Here is a 16,588-nt window from a genome sequence, read left to right as displayed (position 1 = left end):
TCGACGACGGCACGCTTAGGTGTGACGAGAGCCCGAAAGGACACCCCATGCGAGTGACAGCGAAAGACGTGGCCGAGCGCGCCGGGGTGGCGCCATCCACGGTCTCGCGCGCCCTGCGCAGTCCAGGGCGGATCAACGAGCAGACGCGCCAGCGCATTCTGGACGCAGCGCGCGAGCTGGGATACAGCGCTTCCTCGCGCCCGAGCGACCGCAAGGGACTCGTGGCGCTGCTGGTGCCGGACATCACCAATCCGTTCTACTTCGACATCATCCGGTCGACGCAGGAGCAGCTGCGCACGGCCGGATTCATGCAGCTGCTCATCGACACTGGTGAGTCCCACTCCACCGAAGCCGAGACCCTCAGCCAACTGGAAACCATCGTCGATGGCGTCATCCTCTCGGCGACGCGCCTGGACGAGACCGCGCTCCGGGAGGCCACGACGCGGCTGCCGCTCACCGTGATCAACCGCCGGCATGAAAACGTGCCGAGCGTGCTCATCGACATTCGCACCGGCCTCACGCAGGCCGTCGACCACCTGAAGGCACTGGGACACGAGAAGATCGCCTTCGTGTCAGGACCTCCCGGATCGTGGCAGAACCGCTGGCGGTGGAAGGAATTCGAGGAACAGGTCCGCCTTCAGTCCCTCGAGCCGATCCTCGTCGGACCGTACACGCCTACCCGGACGAGCGGCCTGGCGGCCGCTGACGCCCTGCTGGTCACCGGCGCGACCGCCTGCGTCGCCTTCAACGACCTGCTCGCAATCGGAGTCCTTCAGCGACTCCGGCAGCGCGGCGTGCGGGTTCCCGACGACATGAGCGTCGTGGGATGCGACGACATCTTCGGCGCCGATTTCAGCGCCCCGCCACTTACGACGATTGCCGGCGACACGGAGCAGGCCGGGCGTCTCGCCGCCAGCCGCCTCATCTCGATCCTGAATGGTGAGCCCCCGCGGGTCGGGACTACCTTGATACCCACCCACCTGCTCGTGCGGGAGTCAACGGGACCGGTCACCTCCAACCGGTTCACCGCTCAGCCATCAGGCCGGGCCTCGGCATGAGCTAGTCCTGGACACACCGGAGGGCTTCGACCCCCCGCCGTCGCGTCCACTTCGAAGGGTCCCCGATCCCGGTCGGCTAGCATTCAGGGATGACGAACCCGGCTCCGATCGACGACGTCTCGATCGGCGGCGAGGGCATTCGCCTCGGGCAGTTCCTGAAGTTCGCGGGGATCCTCGACTCCGGTGGAGACGTGAAGGAAGCCATCATCGACGGCTACGTGACCGTGAACGGCGAGGTCGATCGCCGCCGCGGACGGCAGTTGCAGGTCGGCGACATCGTCGGCTTCGAGGAACACCGGGTTCGCGTCTGCCCGTGACGGCACCCCAGTCAGCCGCCGACGTGAGCGCCCAGATGCGCGTGCACGGCGGAGATCACCACCGACCCCTCGCCCACGGCTGAGGCGACGCGCTTGACCGAACCGCGCCGCACGTCGCCTACGGCATAGAAGCCGGGCACCGATGATTCGAACTGCGTCGGCGCCCCCTCGGCGCCGAGCCATGCCCGGCGGCCGCCCTCACTGAGCACATCCGCACCCGTGATCACTGATCCCCATTTGTCGCGCAGCACCTCGGGGGCGAGCCAGTCGGTGTGCGGGCGGGCGCCGATCGTGATGAACACGGCATCGGCGGGCACCTCGACCCGCTCCCCGGAGTCGGTGTGCTCGAGCATCACATGATCGAGCCGGTCCGAGTCGTGCGCGCCGGCATCCACGACGCGCGTGCCGGTGATGAGACCGACGCCGGCGGCATCCAGCTGGTCGATGAGATAGCGCGACATGCTCTCGGCCAGCGACGGGCCGCGCACCACGAGCGAGACCGAGCGCGCGTAGCGGGCGAGATGCAGCGCCGCCTGTCCAGCGGAGTTGCCCCCGCCGACCACCAGCACCATGCGCCCGGTCTGGGCGCGAGCCTCCGCCGATGAGGCGCCGTAGAACACGGACGCCCCGACGAACGGATGCAGCCCGGGTGCGGCCAGCCGCCGGTAGCTGACCCCGGTGGCCAGGACCACCGATCGGGCACGGACGACCCCGCCGCCCCCGACGCGGAGCTCGAACCCCTCGCCGGTCAGACTCATCCCTTCGACCCGCCGCGTGTGCGCGAAGCGCGCCCCGAAGGTCCACGCCTGCTGGTAGGCCCGCTGCGCGAGCTCCGCGCCCGAGACGCCGCGCGAAAAGCCCAGATAGTTGCGGATGAGCGAACTCGAACCGGCCTGTCCGCCGATCGACTCCCCTTCCAGCACGAGGGTGTCCAGCCCCTCGGATGCCGCGTAGACCGCCGCCGCCAAGCCTGCCGGCCCGGCGCCGACGATGGCGACATCGACGACGGACTCGGGCAGCGAGGTGTCCAAGCCGTACGAGCGGGCCAGGGCGGCATCGTCCGGGTCGACCAGCAGCTGACCATCCGGCGTGCGCACCAGCGGCACGCCCTCGTAATCGACGCCGGCCCGGGCGAGCAAGGCCATCGCCTCGGGTGAATCGGGGTCGAGGTGCACTGCGTGGGTGCCGCCGCGTTCCATCAGCGTGAGCAGCGCGTGGGTGCGCGGCTGGGCCTGGTCGCCGATCACGATGAAGCCCCGCCGGCGCTTGCCGCTGGAGAACTCCCACTCGTGCAGGAAGTCGGTGATCGCCCGGTGGAACGACTCGTCCGCCCGGTCCACCGGCCGCACCACGTAGTAGTCGATCTGCACGCGCGACATGAGTTCGAGCACCGCGCCTGCTGTCTCGTGATCGGCCCAGGATCCCCACTCGATGACCAGCCCGCGCCGCACGTTCGGGAAGCGCCGGCGCGCGGCGGCGAACACGTTCTCGTCCCCATCGGCGGGCGATGCGTCGTCGGAGAGCACCAAGGCCAGGTCACTGCCGGACTGGTGCAGTTCCTCGATCGCCGCGATGCCGCCGGCGGGACTGCCTGCTTCGATGATGCGGTAGTCCAGCGCATAGCGGCGGTGCAGCGGGTCGACGACCGCGCGACGGAGCCGATCGTCCGCCGATACGACGAGGATCGCGGCATGCTGGTCCGGCTGGGCGTCACCCCTGTCCATGCGCGAAGCCTACGCCGGGTCTTCCTCGGCGTGCCGATGCCAGTGACCCCGCTACGTTCCGGACTGCTGCGCGAACTGCACCATCCACCCGCAGCGCGGCGCCGCGCGCACCGTGCTCGGCGTGGCCGGCGCCGGAACCGTCTCGATCTGCCTCGGGAGCACTGCGGGAATGAGGGGCTCGATCCGCCCCGGCCGAGCGTGGCGCGGCCCCGCGAGTGCCCATCGGTCGTTCAGCCGAACGACCGCGAGGGGGTGCCCCTCCGATGTCGCGACGCCGGCATCGATCTGAAGGGACGCCAGCAACGCGGCAAGCGTGATCTGCACCTCCGCCTCTGAGGCTTCTCGGGCCCGCAGCACCGCTCGCGGCGACCGCAGGTCCGTGCGACTGGACGCCCGCAACAACGCCCGCAGGTTGGTTCTCAGTGCAACCACCGCAGCGTCCGGTTCGCTGCGACGCTCCGAAAGCGCAGCCGCGATCGGCGCCAGGCGCGGGTCGGGCGCAGTCAGGGGCAGGATGCTTTCGCGCAGGCGTTTGCGCTCCCCCTGGAACAAGCGGCGCACACCTCGCGAGTGCGGGAGAACCGAGTGGGCTTCGGGGAGGTCCTCGACAAGGCGCCCTGCCTCCTCGACGGGCGTCACCGACACGATGTCCACAGCCAGGTCCGCGACCAGACTGTCGTAGCCGAAGTCGCCGTCGCGCGTGTAGAAGAAGACATCCGCAGCGACCTTCCCCGCGGAGCGCGCCGGAAGCACCAGGTTGATGGGCCCGTGCGCCGGCCGAGTGCTCGCGAGGGCACGGTTCGCGCCGGTATTGCTCAACGCGGTGATCCGGGCCGCCGGATTGGGGGTGCGATAGGTCAGCTCGAGGTCGATGAGCGGTTGGAGCTGGATGTCCGCACGCGCACCGACGATCTCGGCGAATCCTTCGGCTGTGACGTCGACGCCGCGTGGCCTCGCGTTGATCGCATCGGGTGAGGCGAACCCCGCCCCGCGGGCGCGGCGCCAGAGATCCTGCATGCGGTCACGGTGATGCTGTGGCTCCAGCATCCGCTCCAGCATCCACAGCAGTCGCCCGGCCCCGCGTTCGGGGTGCGGCGAGAGGTGGCCCCAGGTCAGCCGACGCGAGAGGTCGCCCGCGACGGCCGGCGCCCAGGTCGACGCATGCACGTACCCCAGTGCAGCGACCCAGGCGAGGTACCGCGGCATGTCTTCAGCCGCACGGCGGAACTGGGCCATCGACACACCCGGCGGCAGGTTCTCCCGCATCCGAGCGGGAGAACGCAGCACGAGCTGAGAAGCGGCCATGCACACTCGCGCGCCGAACTGCTCACCCGCCCGGGCGATGACTCGAGGCGACCAGCCCGTCAGCAGCTGGTCGACGTAAGCGCTGTACGTGCGCTCGTTGACGGGGCGTTCCCGAAGCGACGTCGCCGCGGTCGCGACAGTCTGCACGACGAGTTCCTCGGCTTCGTCCGCTGTTGCCGGAATCGGAAGCTCGGCGAGCGCGCGAAGCATCTCCCCCGCTGACTCGACATCGATCATGAGGCGGGACGTGAGCGTGCCGATCTCCGTCGGCGCGAGCTGGCCGTCGACCTCGGCCGCGAACCCGCGCTGCACCAGGGCGTCGATGACCCCGTCGAGGTCGACCGCGGACCCATCCTGAGCGAACGCGAGCGTCTGTTCGAACCAGGCGCGCGCGCTGGATCGGTCAACGACCGACCCGAGCAGCAGCTCCGCGAGGATCGCGTCGCCCAGTTGGGCCGCGATCCGGCTCCGTGCCGCGTACCCGTCGAGGAGCTTCATCTTCCACGTGGCTTCTTCGGCCCGGGGGACCAGCATGAAGCCGAACCCTTCCGACTCCTGCCCTGCGCGACCCGCGCGCCCGAACATCTGCTGCGCCTGGCTCACCTCCAGCGGCGTCATTCCGAGTTCCAGGTCGCGGATCACGACGAACTTCGCCGGGGTGTTCACTCCCGTCGACAGGCCGGATGTGGCCACGAGCACACGCAGCTCCCGCGAGCGGAAGGCATCCAACGCGCGCCTGGCGCGCGGCGCATCCCGGAAATGGATGCCGACGCCCCGGCGGAAGCAGGATTCGACCAGTGCCTCCGGCTCGACGCCTCGGAACGGGACACCCGCTGCACGCGCCGCGGTTCGCAGGACCGCCGCCTTGCTCCCGCAGAACACGACCGCGCTGGATGGCGAGGCACCCTCCCCGGAGGTGGTTGCGCTGCCGCCGAGCCCCTCGCCGAGCAAACTCCGCAGCAGCGGCAGGACGACAGCATCCTTCGCCGATTCGTAGTCCTCGCGCTTGCCCTGCACCGGGGCGTCGTACGGAACCAGCTGTGTCGTCAGCACCGTCGGGCGCCATGCCGAGCGCACGAGGTCGGCGTTGAACCATGCGGCGAGCTCTTCGGCGTTCGAGACGGTCGCCGACAGGGCCACGATGCGGGTGCGCCCCTCGGCGACGCGCAGCCGTGCGATGAGCGACTCGAGTGTCGCCCCCCGCGCAGGATCCCCCACCAGATGCACTTCGTCGATGATCACGGCACCGATCCGCCCGATGACGTCCTTGAGCGACGCCCGACGGTAGAGCGCTTCGAACTTCTCCGTTGTGGCCACCCACAGCTGGGCCTGGCGGACAGCGTCGCTGGACATGTTCGTCTCACCGGTCAGCTCGACGGTGCGGATGCCATGCGTGCTCCATCGGCGGGCGATCTGGGCCACCTCGGCGGCCAGAGCGCGCGCAGGGAGCAGCCACACCGCGGGCTTGCCGTCGGAGACGATCGAGCGCAGCGCGGCGACCTCGCCGATGAGGGTCTTGCCCGAGCTCGTCGGCGCCACGACCATCACGTGCCCGCTCGTTCCCAGCACCACAGGCACCGCCTTGGACTGAAGCGGGTTCAGTCGGTCGAACGAATCGAGGTACTTCTGCAGGTGAGGCGGGATCAGTGCGGATGTGGGCGTCCAGGCTTCTTCGCCTTCAGCCGCCGAGGCAACGGCAAGCGCTTCGACACCCTCCCCGTCATTCGACAGCCGTCGAGGTTCCCCAGCCAGACTCACGCACGCTCCCTATCCCGTGAAAGCGTACAAGCCGCCCGGGACAGTCTCAGCCGAGGGCGGGCAGCACCGTCTTGCGCATCACTGTCTTGCTCTTGCCGATGTGGCGCTCGAACGCGAATCCCGCCTTCTCGAACATGGCCCGGGTGCCGTTGTGGAGGAACGACGATGACGTCCGCTTGCCTGGCGCGAGCTCGTTGGGGAATGAGACGACCTCACCCCCGCCGGCCTGCGCGATCAGCTCGAGCGCGCCGTCCAGCGCCTCGCGCGCCACTCCCGAACGTCGGTGGTCGCGATCGACGAAGAAGCAGGTGATGCGCCACGGGGCCGGATTGGTCTCGCCCGCGTCGTACTGCTTGCGGTGATAGATGCCCGGCAATTCGTCCGGGCTGCCGTACTGACACCACGCGATGGCGTCCTCGCCGTCGAAGACGAGCGCGGCGTGGGCGACGCCTTCCGCCACGAGGCGCTGCTTGAATGTCGGGCCGTCGTACTCGCTCTTGACGGTGCGCTCGGTGTCGCCGTGGAAATAGGAGCAGTAGCATCCGCCCCACACCCCGTTGTGCTTCTGGGCGAGCGCCAGCCACGCCGGGAAGGTCTCGGGCGTGAGCGGCCTGATCACATGCGAAGTCGCCCCCGTCGCAACATCCTGATGGGCCATCGCTCACTCCTCGCGTCAATGCGGCCAGTCTGCAGCCCGCCCCGACCCCTCGACAAGGCATCGCCGGGCGATTCGCAGCACCGCGGCCATGTTGCACCGAGCGCAAGAAGACCGATTTCGCAATAAATGGCGACGGGGGAGATACTTACGGCCATACTTACCAAATGACGGAGAATTCCATGCAACAAGCGACCGAGAGTTCCACGCTCCAGTCACAGTTGGCCCTTTGGCCCACTCAGGAGGCACAGCGCATGGAACTCAATGACCGTTTCGAGGTACCACGCCCGGTGGAGCACTTCGCCTACTTCCGCCGCCGCGCGTTCGCCAATGTCGCCGGAGCCGAGTTGCAATCGCGCGGATTCAGCGTCGAGATCGGACGCCGAGGCCTCCAGACTTTTCTGCAGGCCACCCGCGAGGAGCCGCTGGATTTCGCGTCCGTCGAACGCTTCCTGAGTGAAGTGATCGCCGTCGTGGAAAGGTCGCGTGGCGACTACGACGGCTGGGGGGCTGCCGTCGAAGCATCCGCCTGAGCGGTTAGCCCTAGCATTGGCGGAATGCGCTCGCTCGGCGACCTGATCGCACCCCGCCGACTCGGCAAGGATTTCCGCTGGCTGCTGGGGTCGTCGTGGACGAGCAACGTCGGCGACGGCATCGCGCTGTCGGCGTCACCGTTGCTGATCGCGTCGCTGACCTCGTCACCGCTTCTGGTGGCTTCGGGCGCGATGATGCAGTACCTGCCGTGGCTGCTGTTCGGACTGCTGGCAGGGTCGATCGCGGACCACCACGATCGACGCCGCCTCGTCATGCTCGCGAACGGTTCGCGCGCGGTGATCGTGCTCGGGCTCGTGATCTTCCTCGCGACCGGCCAGGTCACGGTGTGGATCGTCCTGGCCGCCGCGTTCCTCTACGGCACCGCAGAAGTGTTCGCCGACACGGCGGGCAGCACGCTCCTGCCCATGCTGGTGCGGCCGGCCGATCTGGGTCTGGGAAACGCGCGACTGCAGGCCGGGTATCTCGTCGGCAACCAGCTCGCCGGTCCCCCGCTGGGCGCGTTCCTCTTCGCCATCGGATCCTTCTGGCCGTTCGCGATCCAGATCCTGTGCGTGAGCCTCGCCGTGGTCCTCATCTCACGCATCGCGCACACCCCGATTCCGCCGAAGGATGCCGCGCCCACGGGCGCGAAGCCGCATCCGATCCGGGAGGGCCTGCGGTGGCTGCGCGGCAACGCCCCGGTGCGCACGCTCGTGCTCATCATCCTGGTCTTCAACGTCACCTGGGCCGCGCCCTGGAGCATCCTCGTGCTCTATGCGACCGAATACCTCGACATGGGTGCCCTCGGGTTCGGTGCGCTGACGACGGCATCCGCCCTCGGCGGCCTGGTGGGCACGGCGTGCTTCGGGTGGCTCGAACGCCACGTGTCGTTCGCGACGCTCATGCGGGTGTGCCTCTCGCTCGAGGTGCTCATGCACCTCGCCTTCGCACTCACGACCGTGCCCGCCGTCGCCTTCGGCCTCATGTTCGGGTTCGGCGCCTACGCCTTCGTCTGGGGCACGATCTCCACCACCGTGCGGCAGCGCCTGGTGCCCCTGCATCTGCAGGGGCGCATCGCCTCGGTGAACATGGTCGGCGTCTTCGGAGGGTTGGTGATCGGGCAACTGCTCGGCGGGCTCATCGCTCAGGCATGGGGATTGACCGCCCCATGGTGGTTCGCCTTCGCGGGGTCGGCGGTCACCCTGCTGCTGGTGTGGCGCTCGATCTCGCACATCGCCGCCGCTCCCCCGGCGATCGACTCCGCCGAACCGCGGAGCGAGCGCTGACTAGAACGGTGCGGGTTCTTCGATGGCGGCCAGGGCCATGAACTCCAGCACCCGGCGGGGGATGTCGGTGTAGACCCGGCCGGTGGGGCTGGTCCATTCCAGGATGCCATCGGCTTTCTGCACCACGCTCCACGCGGTGCCGTGCTTGACCGGGTGATGTCGCCCGGGGCACAGGTTCGCGAGATTCGTGAGGCAGGTCGGCCCACCCAGCGCAGCATCGTGGGTGTGGTCGAGGTCGCACTGGCGGGCCGGTCTTCGACACCCCAGGAACCGGCAGTGCTCGTCCCTCGCGTCGAGGTGTCTGCGCATCTCCCGGGTCGGCCGGTAGGTGAGCACCTGCTGCACCGCGCCCGTGGTGGGTGAGGTGAACAGCCGTTCCCACACCTCGGCGGTCGCGGCGAGGCGCCTGGCGGTGTCGGGGCTGATGGGCCCGTATCCGACCAGCTCGGCGGGCTCGTCGCCGATGCCGATGAGCGTGTGGGCGGGGATCACGACCTGCACCTGCGCGACGATCGCCGTGCCCTCCGGGATCGCTCCGGTCGCCTCGGGTGCGGTGGCGTGCCCGGTGAGCAGCAGGTCGGCGAGCACGTCCGCGCGGATCTGATCCATCGTGCGGGTATCGGTTGCGAGGATCTCTGCCGCGGTGGCTTCGGCCTCGGCCTCCGCCGCGGCAGCGGCTTTGGCAGCGGCACGATGCGCGTCCGCGATCTGGCGGGCGTGCTGGTTCAGCCGGTCCCGCATCGCGTAGACCAACTCCGCCGGCAGGATCGCGGCGAGTTCGGCCATCCCGTCGTCCAGGTCCCGCACCCACACTCGCCGGCCGGCCGCGGCCTCCTTGTGCCGCTCTTCCAGCGGCACCGGGTTCAGTCGCTGCGCCAGCATCAGCACGAGTGGCTTCGCCCGTCCCGGAGTGTCCTGCTCCGCCACGACGAGCGCCGCCTGTTCGAACCGGGCGCGGGCGTCGGGGTCGGTGATCCTGGCGCCGGCGTCCTGGATGAGCCGGACATGAACCCGGTCGATGCGATCCTCCCGCAGCGCCCTGAACGTCGCGGGGAACTCATCCACGAGCACGGTCGCGTCGTGCATCCGGTCGCGCATGCCGTGATCGGAGCGGCGCAGCACCGCGCCGACTTCCGCGGCCATTCCCCGCAACGGCATCTCCCGCTCCCGACCCTCACTGGTCGGGATGCGGGCGGTCTGCGCCTGCGCAACAGCCTCTGCCTGCGACAGGAACCACACCTCATCAGCATCCACCGCCGCCCGACGCCGCCGCACCTCCTCCAGCCCGGAGATCACCTGCTCATGCGACAGCACGGCCGTCCGTGCGGCGGTGGTGGTCGGGGAGGTGTTCATACCCCCAATCCTGCCGACCCCCTCCGACATTGAAGGGCCCCGAAACAATGCCTGACCTGGGGTTGTGGATAACTCCGCGGATCCCCGGCTGGGGAGGAAACGCCACCTGAGTTACGCGCCGCGCGGGTTCGGCCTGCGCGTCACCTTGTGTGGGTGATGTGGCCGGGCCACGCGCGTCGTAGCGTTCGGGGTCAGGGGAAACAACGAACAAACGACAAAGGACCGGTCACCATGGGCGTGTGGGACTTCTTGGCAGGGGCGTTCTGGTTCTACATCTGGATCTCCTGCGTCTGGATCGTCATCACGATCATCGTCGACGTGTTCCGCGACCCCGAGCTGGGCGGCGGCGCGAAAGCACTGTGGGTCATCTTCCTGGTGTTCGTGCCACTCCTGGGCGCACTGGTCTACATCATCGCGAGAGGACACCGCATGGGAGAGCGCCGCAGCGGAGTGCAGGGTTACGACAGCCGAACGGATGCCGACGCCTACATCCGGGATACCACGGGCGGCTCACCGGCCGCAGAGATCCAATCGGCGAAGACCCTCCTCGACTCTGGCGCGATCTCGCAGGCCGAGTTCGACTCCCTCAAGTCCCGCGCGCTGAGCGTGTCCTGAGGTCCCCATGAGCACCCCCAGCCCGGTGGGATATGGCTCCGGATTCGTCGCGCGGCACGAGGCCGGTCGTGCCGCGCGCGCCCGGTCCCCTCGGAGCAGTCACCGGCAGTGGCACGCGCTGGAGAACCGGGTGAACCCACTGTCGCTGCTCGAAGAGCAGGCCGAATCCCGGGTCCCCGAACTCGTACCCGTGCGTTACGAGCGCATGAGGGCCTCGCCGTTCGCGTTCTATCGCGGCGGCGCCCTGCTGATGGCGTCGGACCTGGCCACCACCGACAACAGCGGGCTGACCGTTCAGCTCTGCGGCGATGCCCACCTGTCGAACTTCGGATTGTTCGGTTCGGCGGAGCGCCGGCTGGTCTTCGACATCAACGACTTCGACGAGACGCTGCCGGGCCCCTTCGAGTGGGACGTGAAGCGGCTGGTGACGAGCTTCGAGATCGCCGGCCGGCATCGCGGTTTCAGCGATTCCGAACGCCGGGCGACGCTGTATGCCGCGGTGGCGGGCTACCGCGAGCAGATGGCGACGTCCGCGCGCGCATCGGTCTTGGATGCCTGGTACGACACCCTCGACGCCGAGCGCGTGCAGGCCTGGCTCCGCGACGAACTGGAGGCCGAGCGGGCGAAGAAACGCCAGATGAAGGGCTTCGAATCCATCGTGGCGAAGGCCCGCGGCCGCGACCGCATGCGCGCGTTCGCCAAGCTCGTCTCCACCGAGGGCGGACGGATGCGGATCGTCGCAGACCCGCCGCTGATCGTGCCGGTCGAGGACATCGTCGGCGGCCGATTGAGTGCGGCGGACACCGAAGCGCGGATGCAGGAAGTGCTCGCGGCCTACCAGCGGACGCTGCTGGTGGACCGGCATCCACTGTCGGAATACGTCTACGTCCACATGGCCCGCAAGGTCGTCGGCGTCGGCAGCGTCGGCACCCGGGCGTGGATCCTGCTGCTGACCGGTCGCGATGATTCCGATCCGCTGTTCCTGCAGGCCAAACAGGCGCAGGCATCCGTGCTCGAACGATTCCTCGGCCCCAGCGAATTCCCCAGTCACGGCGAGCGCGTCGTCCGCGGCCAGCGGATGATGCAGGCCTCGAGCGACATCTTTCTGGGCTGGCAGCCGGGCTTCGCCGGCGATGGCGGGCTCGAGCGGGACTACTACATCCGTCAGCTTCAGGACTGGAAGGGGTCGCTCGACCCGGAGGTGATGGTGCCGCGGGGCGCGATGCTCTACGCGCAGGTCTGCGGAAGTGCCCTCGCGAGGGCGCACGCCAGATCCGGGGATCGGGTGCAGATCGCGGCCTATCTCGGCGACTCGCGGGTGTTCGATGAGGCGATCGCCGACTTCGCCGAGGCGTATGCCGACCAGAACGAGGCCGACTATCGCGCGTTCGTCGACGCGCTCGACACGGGGCTGCTGGGCGCCTCGCCTCAGTGAGGGGGCCGCGGTGAACAAGGACGCGAAGAGCGAGGTGGCGTTCAACGGCAAGCTGGCGGTGCTGCTCGCGATGGCGATGTTCGTCCTGGTGGTCGACACCTCGATCATGAACGTGTCGATCTCGGCAGTGGTGGCGGACATCGGCACCACCGTCAGCGGCGTCCAGTCGGCCATCGCGCTGGAAGCGCTCGTGTCCGCGGCGTTCATCCTCATCGGCAGCAAGACGGGCGACCTCATCGGGCGCAAACGCGCGTACGTGATCGGGCTGCTCTGCTACGCCGCCGGCGCGATCGCGATGACCCTCGCCCAGACGCTGCTGCCGATCATCGTCTTCTGGGCCGTCGTCGGCGGTTTGGGTGCCTCCCTTCTGCTGCCGTCGATGCAGTCCCTCATCCACGGCAACTTCGAGGGCGCCGCACAGAAGCGGGTCTACGCGCTGGTGGGAGGTTCGGCGGCGATCGCCGCTGCGGTGGGGCCGCTGATCGGCGGCTTCATCACCACGTTCTGGTCCTGGCGCATCGCCTTCCTGCTCGAAGCTCTCGTGATCGGGGTCGTGCTGACGGGCATCAAGCTCGTCCACGATGTGCCGTACACCGGGTCCCGAAAGATCGACGCAGTGGGCTCGATCCTGTCGGTGGTCGGCATGGGCGGAGTCGTGATCGGCATCCTGGTGTGGCAGGAGGGCGAAGGTCCGGTGCTCGCGATCATCGCCGTCGGCCTCCTCGGCCTCGGGAGCCTCGCCTACTGGCTCGTTCGCCGTCAGCGCCAGGGCAATGCGATGCTGCTGGATCCCGACCTGTTCCGCTCGAAGCCGTTCCGCATCGGCGTCACGCAGCAGATGCTGCAGCAGATCGCCCTCGGCGGCTCGATGATCGTCCTCCCCATCTACCTGCAGATGGTGCTCGGCTACAACGCGCTGCAGGCCGGGCTGTCGATCGCACCGCTGTCGCTGAGCATGTTCGCCGTCGCCATGATCGCCGGCAAGATGCAGCGGCCCATCCGCCCCGCGAACCTGGTGCTGTGGGGGTTCCTGCTGCTGCTGGTGGGCCTGCTCGCCCTCATTCCCGTCGTGCCGCGCGCGACCAGCGGCTGGCTGCTGCTGGTCCCGCTCCTGGTCTGCGGCTGCGGGCTGGGGCTGCTGGTGTCGCAGCTGAACAACTACACCCTCTCCCCGATCACCGACGAACGCGTCAGCGAAGCCGCCGGCGTCAACTCCGCCGCGGGGTCATTCGGTCTGTCGTTCGGCCTGGCCTTCGCGGGCGCGATCATGCTCGCATCCCTCGCCTACGTCTTCACCGGGATGTCCAACGCGAGCACCGTCCTCCCCGGCGAGGAGAAGCAGCAGGTCGCGCAGGTCCTTCAGGAGGATGCCGAGTTCATGTCCAATGACCTGCTCGCCGGGCTCCTGGTCGACCAGCCGGAACCGATCCAGGAGGAGGTGATCCGCATCAACACCGAGGCACGCCCGATCGCGCTGCAGATCGCCCTGCTCATCCCTATCCTCACCGCCGTCGTCGGCGTCATCAACGCCTTCCGGATGCGACGACTCGCCGACCCGGTATCCGCCGGATCCGGGGGGCACTCCCTGCTCGACTGAAAACGGATGTCACACGCGGACGCCGGGCGGTGTCTTCATGTCGTAGGACGGACGGATCACGCGGGCCTCCGCGATCGCGAACCCCGCCAAGCTCGAACGCTTCAGCGAGGAGGTGCTGCTGCGTCGCTGATCGCGTCGCCCTCGTACGAGCGAACGAAGCCGAGCAACGCCTCTTCCTCCGGCAGGTCCACCCACAGTCGGCTGCTGCCCGATTCCGAACCCAGCCCGTTGATCACAGCGGCGCCGCCGAGCCGGTCCAGCAGGGGCGCGATCGCTGCGGCCCGCGTGGCGGAAACGTAGCCGACCGCCCGACCCCGCGCGTAGACCGCGATCGCGGACATGTCCCGCTTGTTGCGCGGCTCCCGGCGCAGCACATACATGCGATCGCCGTCGTGCGAGCGCTCCCGGTCGTGCGCCAGATAGTGCGTGCCCTCGACGCGCGCCCGGACCGTTTCCAGTCCGCGGAGGTCCGGCAGGGTGGCATGCTCGTGGGCGCGCAGAGACAGCAGATTACGCAAGTGTTCCCACCAGAGAGGCATTCGAGGAGCGTATCGAACACCCCTGGGAAACCACCGGCCCGCCGCGCCTCAGGGGTTCGCGTCGGCGGGGAGCACCGGGGTCGTGGTGAAGCCGACGAGCTTGTGGGTGCCGTCGCACCACGGCTTGATCGCCGACACTCCGCAGCGGCACAGCGCCGCGGTGCGCCGGGGTTGGCGGATCTCCTCGCCCGCTTCGTTGCGGTAGGTGACCCCGGTGCCTCGCACGATCAGTGGACCGTCCGGGTAGGCGGTGATGGTGGTCTCGTTCTCGGTCATGTCGCCCTCCTGAGCGTGCGCAACGGCGTCGCCGCGCGAAGAATGCGTCCGTCGCGGTAGCGCACGCCGCCGCGCAGGCGCAGCGCCACCGCGATCCAGACGGTGACGGCGCGCTCCATCGCCCACGGCACCGCCCACAGGCAGTCCGTCGCACGGAAGTGCCGTCGCCCGCCCGCGCGGGCACGCCCGATCGCCGCGACAGCGACGACGACCGCGGCCAGCACGGCCAGCCCCCACACGTTCCGTGCGCGCAGCAACGCCACCATGAGCGGCAGCAGCGCCAGCTCGCGCGCCAAGCGCCCCGGCTGCGCGAGATCGTCATACGCCTGACGCACGCGCTGCTCGAAGAACTTCGCCAGCTCGGGCGGGCGGCGGGCGACATACACGTCGGATGCCACATCCACCCGGCCGCCGTGCGCGCGGACCGTGCGCTCCAGTTCGAGGTTCTCGAACAGCACGTCGGTGTCGTAGCCCGCCTCCGGCAGCGCCCCGCGGCGCACCGCCACCGTGCCGGAGAAGTCCCCGCCGAGGCCCCGGTTGAGCAGGCTCCGGCCGGTGTCCCACCGGGCGTGCCACGGCGCCGGGACGAACACGTTCTGCGGCCGCACCGCATCAGCGGCATCCAGCCGGTCGAGCACCGTCGTCAGCTGCTGCCGGCCGTACCGCACATCGTCGTCGGCGATGACGATCTTCTCGTGGCGGGAGCACCGGATGCCGGTCACCGCTCCCCTGGCCTTGCCGTTGCGTCCCGCCACTGCGGGCGGGATGTGCCGTACGAACGGCCAGGTCACGTGGTGCCCCTCGAACAGTGGCGGGGCCGACCCGTCCACGACCGTCACGTCCACCCAGCGCCGCAACCGCGCGAGGTAGTCGGTCAGTTCCCCCAGGCCGGCGTCGTCGTCCCAGCGCAGCGGCAGCACGTACTCCCCGTCGAGGCGGTCATGCTCAGGATGCGACACGGTGCTGTTCCCAGCCCTCCCGAACGGCGCTGCGGTCCTGCTGCCACGCCTGAAGGATGTGATCGCCCGCCCAGCCGTCCACGGCCAGGCACGCTGCGGCGCCGAAGAGAATGTCGCCGAGCAGCTCGGGCTCGTCCTCGGCGAGCGCCCCGGCCATGTCGCGCCCGGCGATCTGCTCGTGCACGGCATCCGCTTCGACGTGCTCGTCGAAGTACCAGGTGACATCGGTGTCGAAGCCGTTGCGGCGGAAGCCGTCGCCGTAGTGCTTGTTCGGGATCGACGAGGTCATCTCGAACGCCGCAAGATGGCCGACGATCGCGCCGCGCAGTCGGCGGTTGAGCCCGAACATCGACATCATGTTGAGCGAGGCGAGGGTCACCGCCGGCACCGCGTCGACGTAGACGCCGTAGGTGTCGTCGAGCCCCGCGCCGCGCATGGTCTGGGCGAAGATCCCGGCGTGGGCCCGGCCCGCGTCACCGCTGCCGTACTCGTCGAACTGGATCTCCATGAGCGCGGCCTTCGCCCGGCCGGTCAGCCGCGGAATCGCCCACGAGTGCGGGTCGGCTTCGCGCAGCGTGTAGACGCTGCGGTGCATCAGGAACTCCCGCAACTGCTCAGCGGATGCCGTCTTGGCGACGTACCGCGCCAGGCTCGGGCCCGGCGTGGGAGCGGTGAAGGAGAAGAGCAGCCGAGCCACGGCGTCGGCCGTGGGGTCGGGGGCAGCGGGCACGGTGATCTCGCTGCGCAGTTGGGCTTCGAAGGCGGCCTCCAGCACCTGCCGCGCGGCGAGCAGGTCGACGTCCCATTCACGCGACGTGGGGAGGTCCGCCAGCGACCCGTAATGCAGGGCGTACAGCAGGAACAGGCTCAGCTGCACATCGTCGTCGCGGGCGATGTCGTCGGCGGCGGCCACCGCCTGTGCGGCGAGGGTGCGGACGCTCGAGGCGTCGCGCGCCTCGTCTTCGAGGAGCGCCAGGATCTCACGTCCGAGGGGGCCGCGGGCGGAGGGTCGAACCGGAGCGTGGGTCTCGGCGGGCGCGTAGAGCGTCATGGTGGGTCCTGTCTGTGCAGATGTGACCGCTCAAGGGTCCCAAGAAGAACCGGCGCCTGCACGGACTTGACGGGCCAGCGCTGGATCGCTATCACCGCACCGCACCGCCCGGCAATACCCTCCTCT

The 16,588-nt window shown here is 69.2% G+C and carries 15 protein-coding genes; 7 read left to right on the top strand and 8 right to left on the bottom strand.

The window, feature by feature from the left end; translation table 11 throughout:
• The first annotated feature begins 68 nt into the window (after positions 1-68).
• Together QNO11_RS02925 and QNO11_RS02920 are read left to right on the top strand one after the other, a co-directional pair.
• On the top strand, positions 69-1,058 hold the full coding sequence (locus QNO11_RS02925) for a LacI family DNA-binding transcriptional regulator (protein ID WP_350338707.1): 990 nt from the start codon (positions 69-71) through the stop codon (positions 1,056-1,058).
• A gap of 89 nt (positions 1,059-1,147) precedes the next feature.
• On the top strand, positions 1,148-1,375 hold the full coding sequence (locus QNO11_RS02920; RefSeq protein ID WP_257509236.1) for an RNA-binding S4 domain-containing protein: 228 nt from the start codon (positions 1,148-1,150) through the stop codon (positions 1,373-1,375).
• Between the two features lie 11 nt (positions 1,376-1,386).
• Here the strand turns inward: QNO11_RS02920 and QNO11_RS02915 are convergent, their stop codons facing one another.
• From QNO11_RS02915 to QNO11_RS02905, 3 genes are read right to left on the bottom strand one after another with little or no spacing between them, the layout of a single operon-like run.
• Positions 1,387-3,099, bottom strand: coding sequence for an NAD(P)/FAD-dependent oxidoreductase (locus tag QNO11_RS02915; RefSeq protein ID WP_257509235.1), 1,713 nt, complete (start codon positions 3,097-3,099; stop codon positions 1,387-1,389).
• A gap of 51 nt (positions 3,100-3,150) precedes the next feature.
• The gene (locus QNO11_RS02910) at positions 3,151-6,162 is read right to left on the bottom strand and encodes a DEAD/DEAH box helicase (protein WP_257509234.1); all 3,012 of its coding nucleotides are present in this window, start codon (positions 6,160-6,162) and stop codon (positions 3,151-3,153) included.
• Positions 6,163-6,208: 46 nt separating this feature from the next.
• On the bottom strand, positions 6,209-6,820 hold the full coding sequence (locus tag QNO11_RS02905) for a GNAT family N-acetyltransferase (RefSeq protein ID WP_257509233.1): 612 nt from the start codon (positions 6,818-6,820) through the stop codon (positions 6,209-6,211).
• A gap of 164 nt (positions 6,821-6,984) precedes the next feature.
• Here QNO11_RS02905 and QNO11_RS02900 point away from each other — a divergent pair, with 164 nt between their 5' ends.
• Positions 6,985-7,350 (top strand): ribonuclease E inhibitor RraB, encoded by a 366-nt coding sequence (locus QNO11_RS02900; protein WP_257509232.1) that lies wholly within the window; start codon positions 6,985-6,987, stop codon positions 7,348-7,350.
• A gap of 24 nt (positions 7,351-7,374) precedes the next feature.
• Positions 7,375-8,637 carry an MFS transporter gene (locus QNO11_RS02895; RefSeq protein ID WP_257509231.1) on the top strand — a complete coding sequence of 421 codons (1,263 nt, stop codon included), beginning with the start codon at positions 7,375-7,377 and terminating at the stop codon, positions 8,635-8,637.
• Here the strand turns inward: QNO11_RS02895 and QNO11_RS02890 are convergent, their stop codons facing one another.
• Positions 8,638-9,990 carry an HNH endonuclease signature motif containing protein gene (locus QNO11_RS02890; RefSeq protein WP_257509230.1) on the bottom strand — a complete coding sequence of 451 codons (1,353 nt, stop codon included), beginning with the start codon at positions 9,988-9,990 and terminating at the stop codon, positions 8,638-8,640. It abuts the gene before it with no gap.
• 231 nt (positions 9,991-10,221) lie between these two features.
• On the opposite strand from QNO11_RS02890, the gene QNO11_RS02885 reads away from it, so the two are divergent.
• The 3 genes from QNO11_RS02885 (at position 10,222) to QNO11_RS02875 (ending at position 13,637) form a co-directional block, all read left to right on the top strand.
• On the top strand, positions 10,222-10,605 hold the full coding sequence (locus QNO11_RS02885; protein WP_257509229.1) for an SHOCT domain-containing protein: 384 nt from the start codon (positions 10,222-10,224) through the stop codon (positions 10,603-10,605).
• Positions 10,606-10,612: 7 nt separating this feature from the next.
• Positions 10,613-12,040 (top strand): DUF2252 domain-containing protein, encoded by a 1,428-nt coding sequence (locus tag QNO11_RS02880; protein ID WP_285169666.1) that lies wholly within the window; start codon positions 10,613-10,615, stop codon positions 12,038-12,040.
• Positions 12,041-12,110: 70 nt separating this feature from the next.
• A complete protein-coding gene (locus QNO11_RS02875; RefSeq protein ID WP_257509228.1) occupies positions 12,111-13,637 on the top strand; it encodes an MFS transporter in 1,527 nt (508 codons plus the stop codon).
• A gap of 101 nt (positions 13,638-13,738) precedes the next feature.
• On the opposite strand, the gene QNO11_RS02870 is transcribed toward QNO11_RS02875, so the two are convergent.
• The 4 genes from QNO11_RS02870 to QNO11_RS02855 are packed head-to-tail and all read right to left on the bottom strand — an operon-like array spanning position 13,739 to position 16,462.
• Entirely contained in the window at positions 13,739-14,176 is a 438-nt protein-coding gene (locus QNO11_RS02870) for an HIRAN domain-containing protein (RefSeq protein ID WP_257509218.1), read from the bottom strand.
• Between the two features lie 48 nt (positions 14,177-14,224).
• Complete coding sequence (locus tag QNO11_RS02865; protein WP_257509217.1) at positions 14,225-14,452, bottom strand: CDGSH iron-sulfur domain-containing protein; 228 nt, start codon at positions 14,450-14,452, stop codon at positions 14,225-14,227.
• Entirely contained in the window at positions 14,449-15,411 is a 963-nt protein-coding gene (locus tag QNO11_RS02860; protein ID WP_257509216.1) for a glycosyltransferase family 2 protein, read from the bottom strand. Before QNO11_RS02860 ends, QNO11_RS02865 begins: the two co-directional genes overlap by 4 nt.
• On the bottom strand, positions 15,398-16,462 hold the full coding sequence (locus tag QNO11_RS02855) for an iron-containing redox enzyme family protein (RefSeq protein WP_257509215.1): 1,065 nt from the start codon (positions 16,460-16,462) through the stop codon (positions 15,398-15,400). Before QNO11_RS02855 ends, QNO11_RS02860 begins: the two co-directional genes overlap by 14 nt.
• Between the last annotated feature and the right edge of the window lie 126 nt (positions 16,463-16,588).

The sequence above is a fragment of the Microbacterium sp. zg-B96 genome, assembly GCF_030246865.1.
Lineage (GTDB): Bacteria > Actinomycetota > Actinomycetes > Actinomycetales > Microbacteriaceae > Microbacterium.
This window is presented reverse-complemented; position numbering and strand designations above follow the sequence as displayed.